General features: G+C 54.7%; 18 protein-coding genes. 17 read left to right on the forward strand and 1 reads right to left on the reverse strand.

Annotation, left to right across the window (positions count from 1 at the left end; all coding sequences use genetic code 11):
- The first annotated feature begins 137 nt into the window (after positions 1–137).
- The 11 genes from rimM (at position 138) to U8T64_RS11030 (ending at position 8353) form a co-directional block, all read left to right on the forward strand.
- Positions 138–671: a ribosome maturation factor RimM gene (rimM, locus tag U8T64_RS10980; protein WP_322183482.1), complete on the forward strand. Its 534-nt coding sequence runs from the start codon at positions 138–140 to the stop codon at positions 669–671.
- Positions 671–1408: a tRNA (guanosine(37)-N1)-methyltransferase TrmD gene (gene trmD, locus U8T64_RS10985; RefSeq protein WP_322183484.1), complete on the forward strand. Its 738-nt coding sequence runs from the start codon at positions 671–673 to the stop codon at positions 1406–1408. Before rimM ends, trmD begins: the two co-directional genes overlap by 1 nt.
- 329 nt (positions 1409–1737) lie before the next feature.
- Entirely contained in the window at positions 1738–2001 is a 264-nt protein-coding gene (locus tag U8T64_RS10990) for an HPr family phosphocarrier protein (protein WP_322183485.1), read from the forward strand.
- Positions 2002–2172: 171 nt separating this feature from the next.
- Positions 2173–4062 carry an excinuclease ABC subunit UvrC gene (gene uvrC / locus U8T64_RS10995; protein ID WP_322183487.1) on the forward strand — a complete coding sequence of 630 codons (1890 nt, stop codon included), beginning with the start codon at positions 2173–2175 and terminating at the stop codon, positions 4060–4062.
- 78 nt (positions 4063–4140) lie between these two features.
- Entirely contained in the window at positions 4141–4707 is a 567-nt protein-coding gene (gene rsmD / locus U8T64_RS11000) for a 16S rRNA (guanine(966)-N(2))-methyltransferase RsmD (RefSeq protein ID WP_322183489.1), read from the forward strand.
- Positions 4704–5195 carry a pantetheine-phosphate adenylyltransferase gene (coaD, locus tag U8T64_RS11005; RefSeq protein ID WP_322183491.1) on the forward strand — a complete coding sequence of 164 codons (492 nt, stop codon included), beginning with the start codon at positions 4704–4706 and terminating at the stop codon, positions 5193–5195. The genes rsmD and coaD overlap by 4 nt, the downstream gene beginning before the upstream one ends.
- 101 nt (positions 5196–5296) lie before the next feature.
- Positions 5297–5776: an ATP synthase subunit B family protein gene (locus U8T64_RS11010; RefSeq protein WP_322183493.1), complete on the forward strand. Its 480-nt coding sequence runs from the start codon at positions 5297–5299 to the stop codon at positions 5774–5776.
- Between the two features lie 320 nt (positions 5777–6096).
- Positions 6097–6516 carry a division/cell wall cluster transcriptional repressor MraZ gene (mraZ, locus tag U8T64_RS11015; protein WP_322183494.1) on the forward strand — a complete coding sequence of 140 codons (420 nt, stop codon included), beginning with the start codon at positions 6097–6099 and terminating at the stop codon, positions 6514–6516.
- 3 nt (positions 6517–6519) lie between these two features.
- The gene (rsmH, locus tag U8T64_RS11020) at positions 6520–7455 is read left to right on the forward strand and encodes a 16S rRNA (cytosine(1402)-N(4))-methyltransferase RsmH (RefSeq protein WP_322183496.1); all 936 of its coding nucleotides are present in this window, start codon (positions 6520–6522) and stop codon (positions 7453–7455) included.
- Between the two features lie 113 nt (positions 7456–7568).
- Positions 7569–8087, forward strand: a complete 519-nt coding sequence (locus tag U8T64_RS11025; RefSeq protein ID WP_322183498.1) for a hypothetical protein — start codon at positions 7569–7571, stop codon at positions 8085–8087.
- A gap of 83 nt (positions 8088–8170) precedes the next feature.
- Positions 8171–8353, forward strand: a complete 183-nt coding sequence (locus U8T64_RS11030) for a hypothetical protein (RefSeq protein ID WP_322183500.1) — start codon at positions 8171–8173, stop codon at positions 8351–8353.
- Between the two features lie 87 nt (positions 8354–8440).
- Here U8T64_RS11030 and U8T64_RS11035 read toward each other — a convergent pair whose 3' ends face one another.
- A complete protein-coding gene (locus U8T64_RS11035) occupies positions 8441–8848 on the reverse strand; it encodes a hypothetical protein (protein ID WP_322183502.1) in 408 nt (135 codons plus the stop codon).
- On the opposite strand from U8T64_RS11035, the gene U8T64_RS11040 reads away from it, so the two are divergent.
- The 6 genes from U8T64_RS11040 (at position 8832) to U8T64_RS11065 (ending at position 17287) form a co-directional block, all read left to right on the forward strand.
- Positions 8832–11084: a penicillin-binding transpeptidase domain-containing protein gene (locus tag U8T64_RS11040; RefSeq protein ID WP_322183503.1), complete on the forward strand. Its 2253-nt coding sequence runs from the start codon at positions 8832–8834 to the stop codon at positions 11082–11084. The two genes, U8T64_RS11035 and U8T64_RS11040, sit on opposite strands and share 17 nt — an antisense overlap.
- Before the next feature lie 57 nt (positions 11085–11141).
- On the forward strand, positions 11142–12143 hold the full coding sequence (gene mraY / locus U8T64_RS11045; protein ID WP_322183505.1) for a phospho-N-acetylmuramoyl-pentapeptide-transferase: 1002 nt from the start codon (positions 11142–11144) through the stop codon (positions 12141–12143).
- 101 nt (positions 12144–12244) lie between these two features.
- Positions 12245–13525: a putative lipid II flippase FtsW gene (gene ftsW, locus U8T64_RS11050; RefSeq protein ID WP_322183507.1), complete on the forward strand. Its 1281-nt coding sequence runs from the start codon at positions 12245–12247 to the stop codon at positions 13523–13525.
- A gap of 49 nt (positions 13526–13574) precedes the next feature.
- Positions 13575–14693 carry an undecaprenyldiphospho-muramoylpentapeptide beta-N-acetylglucosaminyltransferase gene (murG, locus tag U8T64_RS11055; protein WP_322183509.1) on the forward strand — a complete coding sequence of 373 codons (1119 nt, stop codon included), beginning with the start codon at positions 13575–13577 and terminating at the stop codon, positions 14691–14693.
- A 65-nt stretch (positions 14694–14758) separates the two neighbouring features.
- Positions 14759–16009 (forward strand): UDP-N-acetylglucosamine 1-carboxyvinyltransferase, encoded by a 1251-nt coding sequence (murA, locus tag U8T64_RS11060; RefSeq protein WP_322183511.1) that lies wholly within the window; start codon positions 14759–14761, stop codon positions 16007–16009.
- A gap of 42 nt (positions 16010–16051) precedes the next feature.
- A complete protein-coding gene (locus U8T64_RS11065) occupies positions 16052–17287 on the forward strand; it encodes a cell division protein FtsQ/DivIB (RefSeq protein ID WP_322183513.1) in 1236 nt (411 codons plus the stop codon).
- The last annotated feature ends 166 nt before the right edge of the window (positions 17288–17453 follow it).

A 17453-nucleotide genomic window follows, 5' to 3' on the forward strand; every position in this document is an offset into this window, starting at 1 on the left:
GGCGTGAAAACGTAGGAAATCTTGCGATTTTCAAGTTTTTACAACACAGTTCCCGATAAAATCTGCCGAAAAGCTGTACATTTTATTCTATTGGTACAAGTTCTTATTTGCAAGGCGGTCAGAAAGGAAAGTGGGGTGTGGTTTCCGTGCTCAAGCAGTATTTAGAAGCCGGGCGGATCGTGAAAAGTCACGGGGTGCGGGGCGAGCTTTGCCTGGAGCCCTGGGCGGATTCCGCGGAATTCTTGAAAAAGATCAAAAGGTTCTGGTTTGACGAAGGGAAAACCGACGCGGGGTTGATTTCTTCCCGGATCCATCAGGACAGGCTGCTGCTTACCCTGCGGGGGGTGGGGTCTGTGGAACAGGCCGAGGCCCTTCGGGGAAAGCTTCTGTACCTTTCCAGGGAAGACGCTCCCTTAAAACCGGGCACTTATTTCCTTCAGGATCTTCTGGGCCTTGCCGCCGTAGACGCCAACACCGGGAAGCGCTATGGGATCCTTCAGGAGGTGCTTCCCACCGGGGCCAATGATGTGTACCGTATTGTGGACGAGAACGGGAAAGAGTATCTGTTTCCGGCGGTGCCCCACATGATCCGGCGGATCGCCCCGGAGGAGGGCGTGATTGAGCTGCTGCCCATTCCCGGTATTTTTGATGAAGGAGGGGTAGAGGCCTGATGCGGATCGATATTTTCACCCTGTTTCCAGAGCTGTTCCCTCCAGTACTGGGAACCAGCATCGTAGGCAGGGCCAGAAAAAAAGGCGTTTTGCAGCTCTGCTGCCACCAGCTGCGGGATTTTTCCCCGGACGAAAGAAACCGCCGGGTAGACGATACCGTGTTTGGCGGCGGGAAGGGTATGCTGCTTACGGCGGAGCCCTTTGCCAGAGGGATCGACGCCCTGACAGAACATTTGGGAAAACGCCCGCATATACTTTATATGTCCCCCAGAGGGCGGGTGCTTTCTCAGGCGGACGCCAGGCGGCTGGCGGCTCTGGAAAACCTGACTGTTCTGTGCGGGCACTATGAGGGCGTGGACGAGCGGCTTTTGGAGGAGTATGAGGCGGAAGAGATCTCCATCGGGGATTATGTGCTTACCGGAGGCGAGCTGCCCGCCATGATCCTGGCGGACGCCGTCAGCAGAATGCTGCCCGGCGTGCTTTCCGACCAGGAATGCTATACGGAAGAAAGCCATTTTTCCGGCCTTCTGGAATATCCTCAGTATACCCGCCCAGAGGTGTGGCGGGGCAGAGAAGCGCCAGCTGTGCTGCTCAGCGGCCACCATGAAAATATCAGGCGCTGGCGGCGCGGGAAATCCCTGGAGATCACGGCCCGGAACAGACCGGATCTTTTGGAGAAGGCGGCGCTTTCCCCGGAGGACAGAAAACTTCTCTGGGAACAGAAAAAACTTCCCTGAAGGGGGAGCGCTCCTGCATAATTTCAGGGAAACCGGCCGAAGCTGTTTTGTGGGAGGAAATAATTTCCCCACAGGATATGGAGTGGCGGCCGGCTTCAGGACAACAAAGTGAGCAAAAAGTTTTCAACATAGTAAGCAAGTTGCACAAAGTGGCGGCTTGAAATTTTTGGGGGTCTGTTCAGGAATCCAAAAATCTGGAAACTGTGTTGACGGCGGCAAAATATATGCTATAATTGTATCGATTTCTGGTTGCTTTTTGTTCGTTAGACTGTTTTTTCAGAGCAGTCTTGTAAACTGAGTTTTCAAATTATGTAGGAGAGTGAATCTGCATGTGCGCGAAGGAAGTTCTGGTTCAGAATCAGGTAGGTCTTCATGCTCGTCCCGCTACTTTTTTTATCCAGAAGGCAAATGAGTTCAAGTCCTCTATCTGGGTAGAGAAGGAAGAAAGAAGAGTAAATGCCAAAAGCTTGCTGGGCGTATTGTCTCTGGGAATCGTTGGCGGTGTGACCATTCGCATCATTGCCGATGGCTCCGATGAGCAGCAGGCGGTGGATTCTCTGGTAGATCTGGTGAATTCCGGCTTTGCGGAGTGATCTTTCAGTACTGTCAGCAAAATATTTGATGCTTTGAAAGGGAACCGTTAGGGTTCCTCTTTCATTTTGTAGAGACAAAGGGAGAAAAGGCGAAAGCGGCAGGATCTGCCCGGGCCCGGCGGAGTGGTTTTCGCCGGGTCCGCTTTTTCGCGGAACAGGAGGCGGCAGGCAATGACGGAGCAGGAAGAAAAAAAGCGGGAGCTGCGGCAGAAGGCCATGAAGCTGCCTCTGCTTCCCGGCGTATATCTGATGCACAACAAAGCCGGGGAGATCATTTATATCGGCAAGGCAAAAGCCTTGAAGAACCGGGTCAGCCAGTATTTCGGTTCGGAGAAAAATCACGAGGAAAAGGTCAGGCGCATGGTTTCCAATGTGGACTGGTTCGAGTATATCGTGACAGACAGCGAGTTTGAGGCCCTTATACTGGAAAGCAGCCTTATCAAGCAGAACCAGCCGAAATACAATATCCTTTTGAAAGACGATAAGGGCTACAGCTATATCCGCATCAGCGGCGGCCCTTGGCCCCGGATCAGCGAGGTCAAAAAGGTCGAGGACGATGGTGCAAAATACATCGGCCCCTATATGAGCTTCTGGTCCATTCGGCAAACTATCGATTCCGCCCAGAAAATATTTAAGCTCCCCTCCTGCGGCCGGAAATTTCCTCAGGATTTCGGCAAAGGCAGGCCCTGCCTCAACTACTATATCAAGCAGTGCTGCGCCCCCTGCCGGGGAAAGATAAGCGAGCAGGAATACAACGAGGCCTTTCAGGAGGCTCTGGATTTTATCAAGGGCGGCAGCACCACCTCGGTAAAAGCGTTGACCGTGAAAATGGAAGAGGCCGCTCAGAATATGGAGTTTGAGCTGGCCGCCCGGCTGCGGGACAGGATCGCCGCCATCAATAAGCTGAAGGAGCGGCAAAAGGTAGTGGCCAGCCGTGTGAAGGAGCAGGACGTGCTTGCTCTGGCCCAGGGAGAGACTCACACGGCTTTTGAGGTGTTTCGCTTTACCGGCGGCAAACTCAGCGACCGGGAAAGCTTTCTCACTGAGGGCTGCCAGCCGGATCCGGAGGCCCGTTCTGAATTTTTACGCCAGTATTACGCGATCCGGGACAGGATCCCGCCTGTCGTTGTGACGGACGGCCCTGTGGAGGACGAGGAATTGATCACCCGCTGGCTTTCGGAAAAACGGGGGAGAGTTGTGAAGATCACGGTCCCCCAGCGGGGCGAACAGTATCAGCTGGTACAGATGTGCCGCAGCAACGCCGCGGAAAGCATTGCCCGGCACACAGGCACCTCGGGGCGGGACGCCTCCGCCCTGGACGAGCTCCGCAGGCTCCTGGGGCTGGAAAAGGCACCCGCCTATATCGAGTCCTACGATATCTCCAACCAGCAGGGCGCGGACAATGTGGCGGGTATGGTGGTGTTCGAAAATGGCCGCCCCTTAAAATCCGCCTATCGGAAATTTAAGATCAAAACCGTATCCGGCCAGGACGATTATGGCTCCATGCGAGAAGTGATCCGGCGGCGTTTTGAGGAATACCGGGCCCATCAGGCACAGGGAGATACCGAGGGCTTCGGCCGCCTGCCGGATCTGATTTTACTGGACGGCGGCAAGGGCCATGTGGCCGCGGTCCAGCCGGTACTGGACGAAATGGGGATCACCGTGCCGCTGTTCGGCATGGTAAAGGACGATAAGCACCGCACCCGGGCCATCGCGCAAACCGGCGGCGAGATCGCCATCAGCACCACCCGGCGGGCCTTTACGCTGGTTTCCTCCATTCAGGACGAGGTGCACCGATTTGCCATTGGCTATCACCGGCAGCAGCGGAAAAAATCCTCCATTTCTTCTACTCTTACCTCCATTGAGGGGATCGGAGAAACCAGGGCAAAGGCGCTGATGAAATATTTCAAAACCGTTGCCGCCGTCAGCGAGGCAGATCTGAAGGAGCTGGAGGATGCTCCGGGCATGACAAAGCCCGCCGCTCTGCGCGTATATCGCTTTTTCCATGGGGAAACGGCGGAAAAGAAGGAAAATTCTGGGGAAATCCTGCCGAATGGTTGACAGATTGCCGGAATAATGGGATAATAGCGCTTAGATGATTTCGAAATCACCGGGCGCGGAAGAAAGGCGTTTTGTGTTATGCGCATCATCTCAGGCTCAAAACGAGGGAAAAAGCTGATCGCCCTGGAAGGAATGCAGGTGCGTCCTACAACAGACCGTGTTAAAGAAGCTCTGTTTGACATTTTGCAGTTTTCCCTTGGGGGGAAGCGGTTTTTGGATCTGTTCGCGGGCTCCGGCCAGATCGGATTGGAGGCTTTGAGCCGCGGGGCCGGGGAAGCCGTGTTCGTAGACTCGCTTCCGGCTTCCATTCGGGTGGTGGAAAGGAATGTGGCCGCCTCCGGTTTTTCGGAGCAGGCCAAGATCGTTCACAGCGATTTTTCCGCTTTCCTTCGGCGTGAGCGGGGCGTTTTTGATATCGCCTTCTTAGACCCGCCCTATGAAACGGGTCTGCTGCAGCGGGCCCTGCCGCTTGTAACAGAGCATATGGCTCCCGGTGGAGTCATTTTCTGCGAGCACCCCCGGGAAGAGGAGCTGCCCTCTCGGGCAGGGGAGTTTTGCAAAAGCAGGGAATACCGCTACGGAAGGATCCTGCTTACGGCGTACCACAGGCAGGAAGCTGAAGAAGAAAGGGGAGACCCGGTATGAGGATCGCAGTTTGTCCCGGCAGCTTTGACCCGGTCACCTTGGGCCATCTCGATATCATCAGCCGGGCCAGTCGCATTTTTGACCGGATCATCGTGGCGGTGCCGGTAAACCCCAGCAAAACAGCCAGCTTTTCCGTGGAAGAGCGCATGGAGTTGCTGCACAGGGTATGCGCGGAGGAACGTCTTGAGAATGTGGAGATCGACAAGGTCACAGGCCTGCTGGCGGACTACGCCAGGGAAAAGGGCGCTATGACCATTATCAAGGGGCTTCGGGCCATGTCGGATTTTGAATACGAATTCCAGCAGGCCCTGACCAATAAGAAGCTGAATCCGGAGCTTGAGACCATGTTTTTGGCCACCAGCGCGGAAAATATGTTTTTAAGCTCCAGCATGGTAAAGCAGGTAGCGGGCTTTGGCGGGGATATTTCCCACTTTGTGCCTGCCTGTATCCTGCAAACCATTAAGGAGCGGCTGTGCAGAACGCCCTGAGTGACCAGTGCGGAAGCAGGGCTTTGCCGAAATTTTAGGAAATCGCCGGAAACCAGGGCAGATTCTGAGATCGGGCGGAAGAAAGGAACGGGTTTTTGAGTATGAGCAACAATCAGTCCACCATTGAAGACCTTATTGAAGAAATGTATGATGTGCTGGAAAAGGGCTGGAAAATGCCTCTTTCCGCTGGAAAGGTGTTCGTTGATGGGGAGGAAGTGCGCCAGATCCTGGATGAGATCAAGGAAGAGATCCCCACTGAGGTACGCAAGGCAAAAGCCATTGTGGCAGACCGCACCCAGATTATTGAAGAGGCCCACCGAGAGGCCGATTCTATCCTGCGGGCAGCCCAGGAAAAGGCGGACGCCTTGATCGAGCAGGACGAGATCGTGCGCCAGGCCCAGGCGAAGGCCAATGAGCTGCTTGCCCAGGCCCAGGCCAAGTTTAAGGAAATGCGAAAGGCCAGCAACGACTACGTGGAGGATCTGATGCGCAGAACAGACGAATCCTTGTCGGAAAGCCTCGCAGAGCTGCGAAAAACCAGACAAAACATCAAAGCTTCTCAGCGAAATTCACAAATCTAAAAAGATATTTTTGGCGAAGTTACACAATCTAAAAACGAACGTAGGTTTTCCCCTCACAAGATATTGTGAGGGGAATTTTTGTTCCCCTTGAAGTAGTGCCGAACATAGATTCTGTGCGGCTTTCCGCCCAATTTCTTCCTCTTTTTTACAGTTGCTTTCTGATGGGCTGTAGGCTATAATAATGCTGTCAGGTGGTGGAAAGTGGGTGAAAGTTCCACATAGTGGTTTAAAAGTGGTGGAAGTGGACTGAAAAAACACTTCAATCCCAAAAGGCTCTCTTTCCCGGCTGAACTTTTAAGAGAGAAAAGGATAAGCGCGTTATGTTGATGGGCGAATATCAACATAATATGGATCTGAAGGGCCGTGTTACGGTTCCTTCCAAGTTCCGTGAAGACCTTGGCGACAAGTTTTACGTCAGCAAGGGTCTGGACGGCTGCCTTTTCGTGCTTTCCAGCGAGCAATGGGAACGCCTGGTGGAGAAGGTTTCTGCCATTCCCATGGCCCAGGGGAAAGCGATCCAGCGCTACTTCTTTTCCGGGGCCGCCGAGGTGGAGCCGGATAAGCAGGGGCGTATTCTGATCCCCCAGAACCTGCGGGATCACGCGGGGCTGGAAAAAGACGTGACCGTGATCGGCGCGGCGACCAGAGCGGAAATTTGGGATACCGCCCGGTGGAACGCCTATAACGACAGCCAGACCGATGAAGCGGTGGAAGCTTCCATGAGCTTCCTGGAGTTCTAAGCCATGGAATTTAAGCATACGCCGGTTTTGTTTGAAGAGACCCTGGATTCCCTGAAGCTTCGGACTGATGGAACATATATTGACGGCACCATGGGAGGCGGCGGCCATTCAGAAGCGATCTTAAAGCGCCTCACCACCGGAACATTGCTTTCCATCGACCAGGATCCCGACGCCATTCGGGCGGCGGGGGAGCGGCTGAAGCCCTACCCCAATTCCATTATCGCCCAGGGAAATTTTTCCCGTATGGATGAGCTCGCAAGGGAGCGTGGAATAGAAGCGGTGGACGGAATTCTGCTGGATATCGGCGTTTCTTCCTATCAGCTGGACACCCCGGAGCGGGGCTTTTCTTACCACAATGACGCTCCGCTGGATATGCGAATGAGTCAGGAGGGTGTTACTGCCGGAGAGCTGGTAAACAACCTTTCCCAGCAGGAGCTGGCCCACATCATCTTTCGCTACGGAGAAGAAAAAAACGCCAACAGGATCGCAAGCGGCATCTGCCGGGCCAGGGAGCAGGCTCCCATTACGACCACCGGTCAGCTTGCCGAAGTGATAAAGACCTCTGTGCCCGCCGCGGTGCGCAGAGAGCAGGGGCATCCGGCGCGAAAAACCTTTCAGGCACTGCGGATCGCCGTCAACGGCGAGCTGGACAGGCTTCAGGAAGGGCTTCTGGCAGGGTTTTCCATTTTGAAGCCCGGCGGACGGTTTGCGGTGATCACTTTCCATTCTCTGGAGGACCGCATCGTCAAGCAGCAGATGAACGAATGGTGCCGGGGATGCGTTTGCCCGAAGGATTTTCCCGTGTGCGTCTGCGGCAGAAAGCCTCAGGGTGAATTGGTTTATAAAAGAGGCCTCACCCCTTCCCAGCGGGAGGTGGAGGAAAATCCCAGAGCCAGAAGCGCGCGGCTTCGGGCGATAGAAAAGAACAGCGTAGAATGATTCAGTTTTCCGGGGGAGCGGGCTTCAGCAGTCAGTTGAAGCAGCCGGGCAGCACCGGGCTGCTCCTCCGGGAGACAGGCAAATAGAGAATTTCAGGAAAGAAGGAGAACACTATGGCAAGCCGTTCAGAAGCATACGATTTTTCCTTGTTTGAATCCCATTATGACAATACGGCTCCTGCCAGAGCACCGAAGCGGGAGCAGCCCCGGAAAGCGCCGAATATTGTAGAGCTCCCGCAAAAGGAACTGGAAAAGAACGCGAAGCCGAAGCGCCACCCTCTCCGGGCCATGATGGCGGTTCTCAGCTTTTCCGTGTTTGTGATCATCGCTGTGGCAATGGTGTACAGCCAGGAGCAGCTGGCCATGCTGACCGAGCAAATCAACGCGGCAAATCAGGACCTGGCGGAAAGCCAAAGCCTGGAGGTACAGCTGAATATGAGGGCAGCCCAGAAAATGAACGGCTCCGAGGTGGAAAAATACGCCGCCGATGAATTGGGCATGAGCAAGGTTTCCAGCCGTCAGATCAGCTATGTCAATGTGGCTCAGCAGGATAAGGGCCAGGTGATGCAAACGGTTCAGGAAGGCTCGCTGATCGATAAGCTTTTCTCAACGATACGGTGTTGGTTCGCCTAGCTCGTTTGGCTGGGTCACTTGGAAAATAAAACTTGATTGCGGAAAAATTCCGCGGCGGAAGGGAAGCAGGAGGTGTCCGATTTATGAAAAGAGCAAAAAGAATGATCGTAGCGGCAGTGGTGGTTTTGGCGCTGATATCCGGCGCGGTAACGGTATACGCTGTTTCCGCCGAAAAGGACGGAACAGATGTGACGCCCCAGCCCATCGCCGCCGAATATGCCGCGGAGGAGATGGCAGTGGGAGAGTATTACTGCGCTGCCTGCTAAATCCGGGGCTCAGCCGTTCAGAAGGCCGCCTTTCCTTTCTCAGAGTGGCATAAGGAAAGCATGGCGGGAATATGATAAAATGGCTGTTTAAGATTCGGGATTGTTTGAAAAATCGCAAACGCCGTCTTTTTGCACAATGCGGACGGATTTCTGTGTTGGAAATCCTTGTGGTCCTCCGCCTTGAAACCGTCTCGCCTTGTACAAAAATCCGGCATTTTCTCTATTTTCAAACAAACCCCTAGACGACCGATGAAACATCCGCAGAGGAAAAGCCCCGGCGCCTTTTGGCTGTCTGGGGCTGGTCTGCGAGAATGCGCTACTTCCGGCGCTGCGGAAGGGAGGAGAGCCAAGAGGAATCTTGACTCTCGTTTTGCTAGTAAAGCTCAGGTGTTTTTTCTCGGGTATTCGGTGTGGAAAGGATGCTTTTGCCGGCGCAAAAGCAACGGTTATAACGATGGCAAAGGGAACAACGGAAAGAATGACAAAACGTGCCAAGTGGCTTACTGGGCTCCTGATCTTTGTGGGGTTCGGTTTTGTCATGATGAGCCTGTTTCGCTGGCAGATTGTGCAGGGAGAAGAGCTGCGGGCAAAGGCTATCGATCAAAGCCTGCAAAGCACTGCCGTGCCCGCCATGCGGGGAACGATTTATGACGCTACCGGCACAAAGGTACTGGCCCAAAGCGCCAGCGTGTGGACGGTGGTACTGGAACCGAATTACCTGAAGGACGATGAAGCGCTGCGCAGAAAGGTTTCTGCCGGACTTGCGTCGATTTTAGAGATGGACGAGGAAAAAATCTATGAAAAAACCGGAGAGAGCTCTTACTTTTCTTACTTAAAATGGCGTGTGGAAACCAATATCCGGGACGAAATCAACGAATTCCTGAAGGAAAATGAAATTGAAAGCGGCGTTCGAATGATCCCGGATTACAAACGGTATTACCCTTACGGCACAGTGGCCTCTAACGTGCTGGGCTTTACCGGTTCGGATTCTCAGGGCCTGGAAGGCCTGGAGCGCTACTATGACCAAGAGCTTCGGGGAACCGCGGGCAGGCTGGTCGCCGCCAAAAACGCGGTGGGGACCGATATGCCCTTTGAATATGAACAGTATAACGTTGCCCAGGACGGCAACAACCTGGTGCTGACCATCGATGAGACCGTACAGAGCATTCTGGAAAAATATCTGGCGGAGGGAATTGAAAAATACAAGGTAAAAAACGGCGCGGTGGCCATTATGATGGACGTAAACACCGGCGCGGTGATCGGCCTTGCCACCAACCCCAACTATGATCCCAACGATCCTTTTACCATTCGGGACGAAAATATGCTCAAGGAGATCGAAGCTCTGCCGGAGGAAAAGCGAGAGGAAGCCACCACGGCGGCCTGGTACAAGCAATGGCGAAATAAGGCCGTCAGCGATACTTATTATCCCGGCTCCGTGTTCAAAATGTGTACCGGCTCTATGGGCTTGGAGGAAGGTGTCATTTCGGAAGAAAGCACCTTTACCTGTACGGGAAATATGATCGTAGAAGGCGTAAAAGACGGTATCAGCTGCTGGAAGCACGGCGGCCACGGTACAGAAACCTTCCGGGAAGGGCTGTACAATTCCTGCAACCCCTGGTTTATCCATCTGGGCGATATGCTGGGGCCGGAAACCTTCTGTAAATACCGGGAGGCCTTTGGCTTTACAGAGCAGACGGGCATCGACCTGCCCGGCGAATCCGGGAGCCTGTATCACGATGTGGAGGATATGGGCCCCGCGGAGCTGGCCACAGAGGCCTTCGGCCAGAACTTCAGTATCACCCCTGTTCAAATGATCACCGCCAGCGCGGCGGTGGCCAATGGGGGATATCTCGTAAAGCCCCATGTGGTGGACCGCATTGTAGACAGCGAAGGCAATATCGTAAAAACGGCGGATACAGGCTACCGCCGGCAGGTGATCTCGGAAAAGACCTCGGAATCCATCACCTCCATTCTGCAATACAACGCCGCCTCCGGCACGGCCAACGGCGGTTATGTATCGGGCTATCGGGTATGCGGAAAGACCGGAACCTCGGAAAAGATCGCCCAATATAACGAAGACAGAAGCAAGGGCATGCAGTATATTGCCTCTTACTGCGGCTTCGCCCCGGCAGAGGACCCTCAGTACGCCCTGCTGGTGTTTTTTGACGAGCCGGACGGCGCCAGCAACGGCGGCCTCACCGGCGGAAACGCGGTGGCTGGCCCGATCTTCTCCAAGATCATGGGCGAAGTGCTGCCCTATCTGGGCATCGAAGCGAAGTATACGGAAGAAGAGTATGAGAACCTGGATCTGGTTTCTCCCACTGTGACCGGGATCACCCTGGAGGAGGCTTACGACCAGCTGAAGTCCATGGAGCTCGATTACAGCGTGATCGGCGTGGAGGAAGACGGCAAGGCCATTGTGACCCAGCAGATCCCGGAAAGCGGTTCTCCTGTTCCCAAGGGCGGCAAGGTGGTGCTGTACACCAAGGAGTACAGCGAAGAGGATATCATGGTGGAGGTCCCGGATTTCAAGGGTATGGATATTGCCAACGCCAATTATCTGGCGGGGGTCAGCCAGGTGCAGATCAGTCTGTCCGGCGCGGTATCAGATTCCGCTACCGTCAGCCTGCAGGATATTTCCCCGGGAGAAATGGTAAAGCAGGGAACTGTGATCACCCTGACCTTCCTGGATAACATTGATGAAACGGCAACCTTTGTCCATTTGGATTGACCTTTGAGGGTCTGATGACCCTGAAAAAGAAAGAAGCGGTAAAGAGGGGTTTTAGGAATGAGCAACAGTATTTTATTCACGGCGGTATCGGCTCTGGCTTTCGGCCTTACGGCTCTGCTTGGGAAATTTTTGATCCCGTTTCTGCATCGGCTCCACTTCGGGCAGACCATTCGGGAGATCGGCCCCAGCTGGCACAAGGGAAAGCAGGGAACCCCTACCATGGGCGGCCTGATGTTCATCATCGGCATTACCGTGGCGGTATGCGCCTGCGTACCTGTGTTCTACTCTATGGGAGTATCTGAAACGCTGCTCATGAAGGTGAAGCTCTTCGCCGGGCTGGGCATGGCCCTGGCCTTCGGTGCCATCGGCTTTATGGACGATTATATCGGCGTGGTGAAGAAACGCAATCTGGGTTTGACAGAGCGGCAAAAGCTGGTGCTGCAATTTGCCGTTGCCGCCGCGTATCTGGGCTCTTTAGCTCTGGCTGGCGGAAATACCGCCACCACCATTCCGTTTTTGGGGAAAATTGATCTGGGCTTTGGCTATTATATTCTGGCGGCCATTTTGATCGTGGGCCTGGTCAATGCTGTAAACTTTACCGATGGGATCGACGGTTTGAACTCCACTGTGACCTTCTTTGTGTTTCTTGCCTTGGCGCTGTGTGCCGGAATTCGCTCTATGACCGGACTTTCTGCAATGGGCCTGGCTTCTGCTGCGGCCTGTATCGGCTTTCTGGTATGGAATTTCCACCCGGCCAGAGTGTTTATGGGGGATACCGGTTCCCTGTTCTTAGGGGGAATGGTGGCCGCCCTGGCGTTTGGGATAGATATGCCCGTGCTGCTTTTGCCCATGGGCCTGGTGTATTGGGCGGAGATCCTTTCCGTAGTGCTACAGGTCACTTATTTTAAGGCGACCCATGGAAAGCGGCTGTTCAAAATGTCTCCGATCCATCATCATTTTGAAATGTGCGGCTGGAGTGAGGTAAAGATCTGCGCCGTGTTTGGATTTGTTGCTCTTTTAGGCGGCGCGCTGGGCGTTCTTTGCGTTGCGATTGGCTAAACGCAAGCTTTTCGCGCACAATATTGAAGGCAGTCCCTAAAAAGAGCAAATTCATTTTTGGGGTTATGTGAAAATCCAGCATTCAGAAGGGAGGATCCAAATTGGCTTCCATCGGAAAAACCATAGGAAAAGCCGGAGGCGGCGTCACACGCGGGCTGCGCAGGATCCCACAGTACGTTCCGCCTGAGGACGAGCGGAATCAGCCGAAGCCCACCAGAGAAGAGCGCAGACAGCGCCGGGCAAAAAAATTCAGCTTGTTCTCCCTGGGCACGGGCCTGGATATGCCTCTCTTTATTTTCATTATGGTGCTGCTGGCGATCGGGCTTGTGATGCTGTTTTCCGCCAGCTATGCCTACAGCTATTATAACGAAGGCGGAAACAGCTACTACTATATCCAGCGGCAGGGCGTTTTCGCCATTGTGGGCGTGATCGCTATGCTGGTCATTTCCACCTTTGATTATCATCGTTTTCACAATATGGCGTTTTTGCTTTACGGCGGGGCGATTCTCCTGCTTCTGATGGTGCTGGCCTTTAAGGGGACAAAGCTTGCCCCTATGGAGGGAGACGCCAACCGCTGGCTTCAGCTGGGACCCCTGGGCTTTCAGCCCTCAGAGGTGGCAAAATTTGCGGTCATTACCCTGTGCGCCCACTATATTTCTCAGCATGTCGGCGAAATGGGTACCTTTCGCCATGGCGTGGCGCCGTTTATTCTGATCATCGGCCTGCCCGCCGCTTTGATTTTTTTGGAAAATCACCTTTCCGCCACCATCATCGTTTTGGGACTGGGCGTGATCCTCATGTTCCTGGGCGGCACAAGATTCCGCTATTTTGCCTTTGGCGGGGTCCTGGTGGTAGGCGCTTTGCTGTTTCTGGTGCTTTCCTCCGGCGGATATCAGGTGGATCGTATCGCCGGGTGGCTGAATCCCTTTGACCCGCCGGAAGGGGTAGATACCTGGCAGACCCGGCAGTCTCTGTACGCCATTGGCTCAGGCGGCCTGCTGGGCGTTGGGCTGGGACAGTCCCGGCAGAAATATCTCTATCTGCCGGAACCGCAAAACGACTTTATTTTTGCCATCGTCTGTGAAGAGCTGGGTATGGTAGGGGCGCTGGTGGTCATTATCCTGTTCAGTCTGCTGATCTGGCGCAGCATGTATGTTTCCCTTCACGCCAGAGACAAATTCGGCATGCTGCTGGGGCTGGGGATCACGTTCCAAATAGGGCTTCAGGCCGTGCTCAATATCTGTGTGGTCACAAACACCCTGCCGAATACGGGAATCAGCCTGCCCTTTTTCAGCTATGGAGGCACGGCCCTTTTGATGCTGCTGGGAGAAATGGGCGTGCTTTTGAATATTTCCCGAAGCTCCAACGTGGAAAAAACGTAGCCTTTGCTGAAAAATGAGATCGATCCATTTGAAACATCGGAGGTACTGTATGAAGGTTTTATTTACCGGAGGCGGAACAGCCGGGCATATCAACCCGGCCCTGGCGGCCGCCGGATACTTACGACAAAAGGAGCCAGATGCCGAGATTCTGTATGTGGGAAATAAAGGTGGCATGGAAGAGCGGCTGGTGGCAAAGGCCGGATATCCCATAAAAACGGTTCATATTTCCGGCTTTCAGCGAAAGCTGACGCCGAAAAACCTGGTGCGCAACGCTCAAACCGTGGTGCGCATGTTTACCGCCACGGCGGAGGCGAAAAAGATCCTGAAGGAATTCCGCCCTGACGTCTGTGTGGGAACAGGAGGCTATGTCAGCGGCCCGGTGATCCGGGAAGCGGCAAAGCTGGGGATCCCCTGCGTGATCCATGAATCCAACGCTTACCCGGGCGTGACGACCAAGGCTCTGGCCCACAGGGTAAAAACCGTCATGCTGGCGGTACCGGACGCCAGAAAGTATTTTGCGGATTCCGTTTCCTGTACCGTTACCGGAAATCCGGTGCGGGGCGAGGTGCTTCTGGCGGAACGGGAAGCCTCCCGCAAGGCCCTGGGCCTGGACGACAGACCGGTAGTGCTTTCCTTTGGCGGAAGCCTGGGAGCCTCCGCGCTGAATAAGGCAGCGGCCTATATGCTGGCGCAAAGCGCCAAAACGGGAGAATATCAGCATATTCACGGCTACGGCCAGCACGATGAAAAATTTCTGGACGAGGTGCGGGAGTTTGGGCTGGAGCCGAAAAAGAGCCCGCAGATCCGCCTTTTGGAGTACATTGACAACATGCCTCAGTGCCTGGCCGCCGCCGACCTGGTAATCGGCAGGGCCGGCGCCATGACATTGACGGAGATCGAGGCAAAGGGAAAGGCTTCCATTTTGATCCCCTCGCCCAATGTGGCGGAAAATCACCAGTATCACAACGCCATGGCCCTGGTGCGCCGGGGAGCGGCGGAGATCCTGGAAGAAAAAGACTTGTCCGGCGAAGCGCTGTGGAAAAAGGTTCAAAAAATATTAAACGATCCCACGCGTCTTACTTCTCTGGGAGAAAACGCGGGGAAAATGGAGATCCTGGACGCCAACGAACGGATCTATCAGGTCATCAAGTCCGCGGTGAAAGGGTAATTCCCTTTCACCGATTTCGGAACACTTCATAAGATAGTATCAACTAACATGACGAGGTGTTCCCTATGATCATTATTGACGGCCCCGCTGAGCTCAGCGGGGAGATCGACATTCAGGGAGCGAAAAACAGCACGCTTCCACTGCTTGCGGCCGCTGTGCTCTGCAAGGGGCAGACAGTGCTGCACAACTGCCCCAAACTGACCGATGTGGATACGGCCGTGCGCATTCTGGAGCATCTGGGGTGCCGCTGTATTCGGGAGGAAGATACCCTCACGGTAGACAACGCCATGTCAGGCTGTGAGATTCCCCACGACCTGATGCGGGGCATGCGTTCCTCCATTGTATTTTTGGGCGCGATCGTTTCCCGGTGCGGGGAAGCCCGGCTCTGTTTTCCGGGCGGCTGCGAATTGGGCCCCAGGCCCATTGATCTCCACCTGTCTGCCCTGGAAAAGCTGGGGGTGGAGATCACGGAGTCCGGCGGCTGTTTGAACTGCCGGGCGCCCCATGGAGTGAAGGGGGCCTATGTATCTCTGGCGTTTCCCAGTGTGGGCGCCACAGAGAATGTGATGCTGGCCGCTGTCTGCTCGGAAGGGACCACTGTGATCGCCAACGCGGCCAGAGAGCCGGAGATCAGCGACCTTGCCGCTTACCTGAACCGATGTGGCGGCAGGATCTACGGAGCGGGCGAAAGCTGTGTGATCATTGATGGGGTAAAGGAGCTGTACGGCAGCGAGCACCGTGTGATGCCGGACCGCATCGTCTCTGCCACCTACATGGCCGCCGCGGCGGTCACCGGCGGCAACATCACCCTGAAGGGGGTGGAGAATACCCACATTCTTCCCATGCTTTCTCCCTTTGAGGAATCCGGCTGTCAGGTACGTCAGTTGGGCGGAGCGCTGAATCTCACCGCTCCTTGCAGACTGAGCGCCGTAAAACATATCAGGACCATGCCCTATCCCGGCTTCCCCACAGACGCACAGCCGGTGGTGATGAGCATGGCCGCTGTAGGGAAAGGAACCAGCATCTTTGTAGAAAACATATTCGAGAACCGCTATAAACATTCTTCCGAATTGCAAAGATTGGGAGCAAATATCAAGGTGGAGGGCAAGGTAGCCGTTGTGGAAGGTGTGGAAAGGCTCACTGGAGCGCCGGTGCAGGCGGCAGATCTGCGAGGCGGCGCGGCGCTGGTGGTAGCCGGTCTGGCAGCCGTTGGCAGAACCGAGGTCAGCGGCACGGAATACATTCGCCGGGGCTATGAGGATATTGCCGGAAAGCTGGCGGATCTGGGAGCCAGGATCCGGGAAGTGGAGCGCTGAAAAGTCAGGAAAATGAAAACTCAGGAAAGGGGGGGCGGGCCCGTGGCAAAAAAAGAGAGAAAGAGCGGCATGTGGGAAAGAGATTTTGAAGATATCAGCTCCCATTCCCGCAATGCGCCGCCCCCCAAACGCCCCCATCCAGTGCAGGAAAACCGCTCCTTTCGTTCCGGGGAGGAGCGGCGGCCTGCTCGCCCAACTCGCCCTGTCCGGCGGCCGCCGCCTGACTGGGAGCTTCCGGAATGGGAACTGCAAAATCGACGGAGATCCCCGGAACGGGGAAGGACAAGCTCAGAGCGCCCCCGCAGGCCTGAGCCATCGGGACACAGACCGCCGCCCGCCAAAAGGCGCGGAAAAAAACCGGTACGCCCAGGCGTCAGAAAAGCCATGCTGACCTTTACCGTGCTGTTTATGACGGTGGTCACAGTTTTGCTTGCCATATTTTTGCTGTTCAAGGTTTCCACCATCAAAATCACCGGAGATGTGATAGAAAAGTACGGAACCGATGAAATCCTTCGGGTCTCTGGCTGCAAAACCGGGGAAAACCTGGTGTTTCTTCCCACCGGAAGCAGAGAAGAGGCCTTAAAGGAGCAGCTTCCCTATATTGGAGAAGTGGAATTTATCCGCCATTTTCCCGGAACCTTGGAGATCCGTGTTACAGCGGTCAAGGTTGCGGCTTGTGTTTCCAGCGGCGGAGGCTGGCTCTATGTCAATGACAGCGGGAAAATATTGGAAAACCAGAAGGAACCTCAAAATGGGATCCTGCAGATCCTGGGGCTTTCCCCGCTGGATACGGAGCCGGGAGATCATCTGCGGCTGGAGGACAGCAGCGCCCAGGACGCTTGCGACGCGATCTTGAAAACAGTGGCGGAGCTGGAAATGACACAGGAATTTACCAGGGTAGACATTTCCAACCTTTCCGATATTCGATTGCTTTATCAGGACCGCATTGAGCTTCAGCTAGGCAATGTGTTGGATCTGGACTACAAGATAGATTTGGGCTGCCGGTCGCTGGAAAAACTGGAAAAGCTGGAAGCGGGGCAGAAGGGCGTTATGGACCTTTCCCATGCTGGCGAAACAAAAAATGCGGTATTTACTTCCGGTGAAATCGGGGCTGCTTCCGCGCAGACCCCGGCGCCGCCAGCTCAAAGCGGTACCCAGGAACCCGTTTCTTCCTCTCCGGAGGGCACGACAGACGATCCGGCGAGCCAGCCGGAGCCTTCGGGAAATCCGAGGACAGAGGGGATCCCGGACGATGTGTTTACCGGCGGTGAAGAATAGGGGAAAAGAAGTAAATCCCTCTTCATTTAGTTCAATTCCATGGAAATTTCAGGTTCTTTTGATTTTTAGGCGGCTTTTTTCAAGAATTTTCTTGAAATTTTCCACGGAAAGTGATAGATTATATCATAAGGTATCTTTGCCATGCTGTGAGAAGGCTGGCAATTCG

It is taken from the genome of Neglectibacter caecimuris (genome assembly GCF_034335015.1).
Taxonomy (GTDB): Bacteria; Bacillota; Clostridia; order Oscillospirales; family Acutalibacteraceae; genus Acutalibacter; species Acutalibacter caecimuris_A.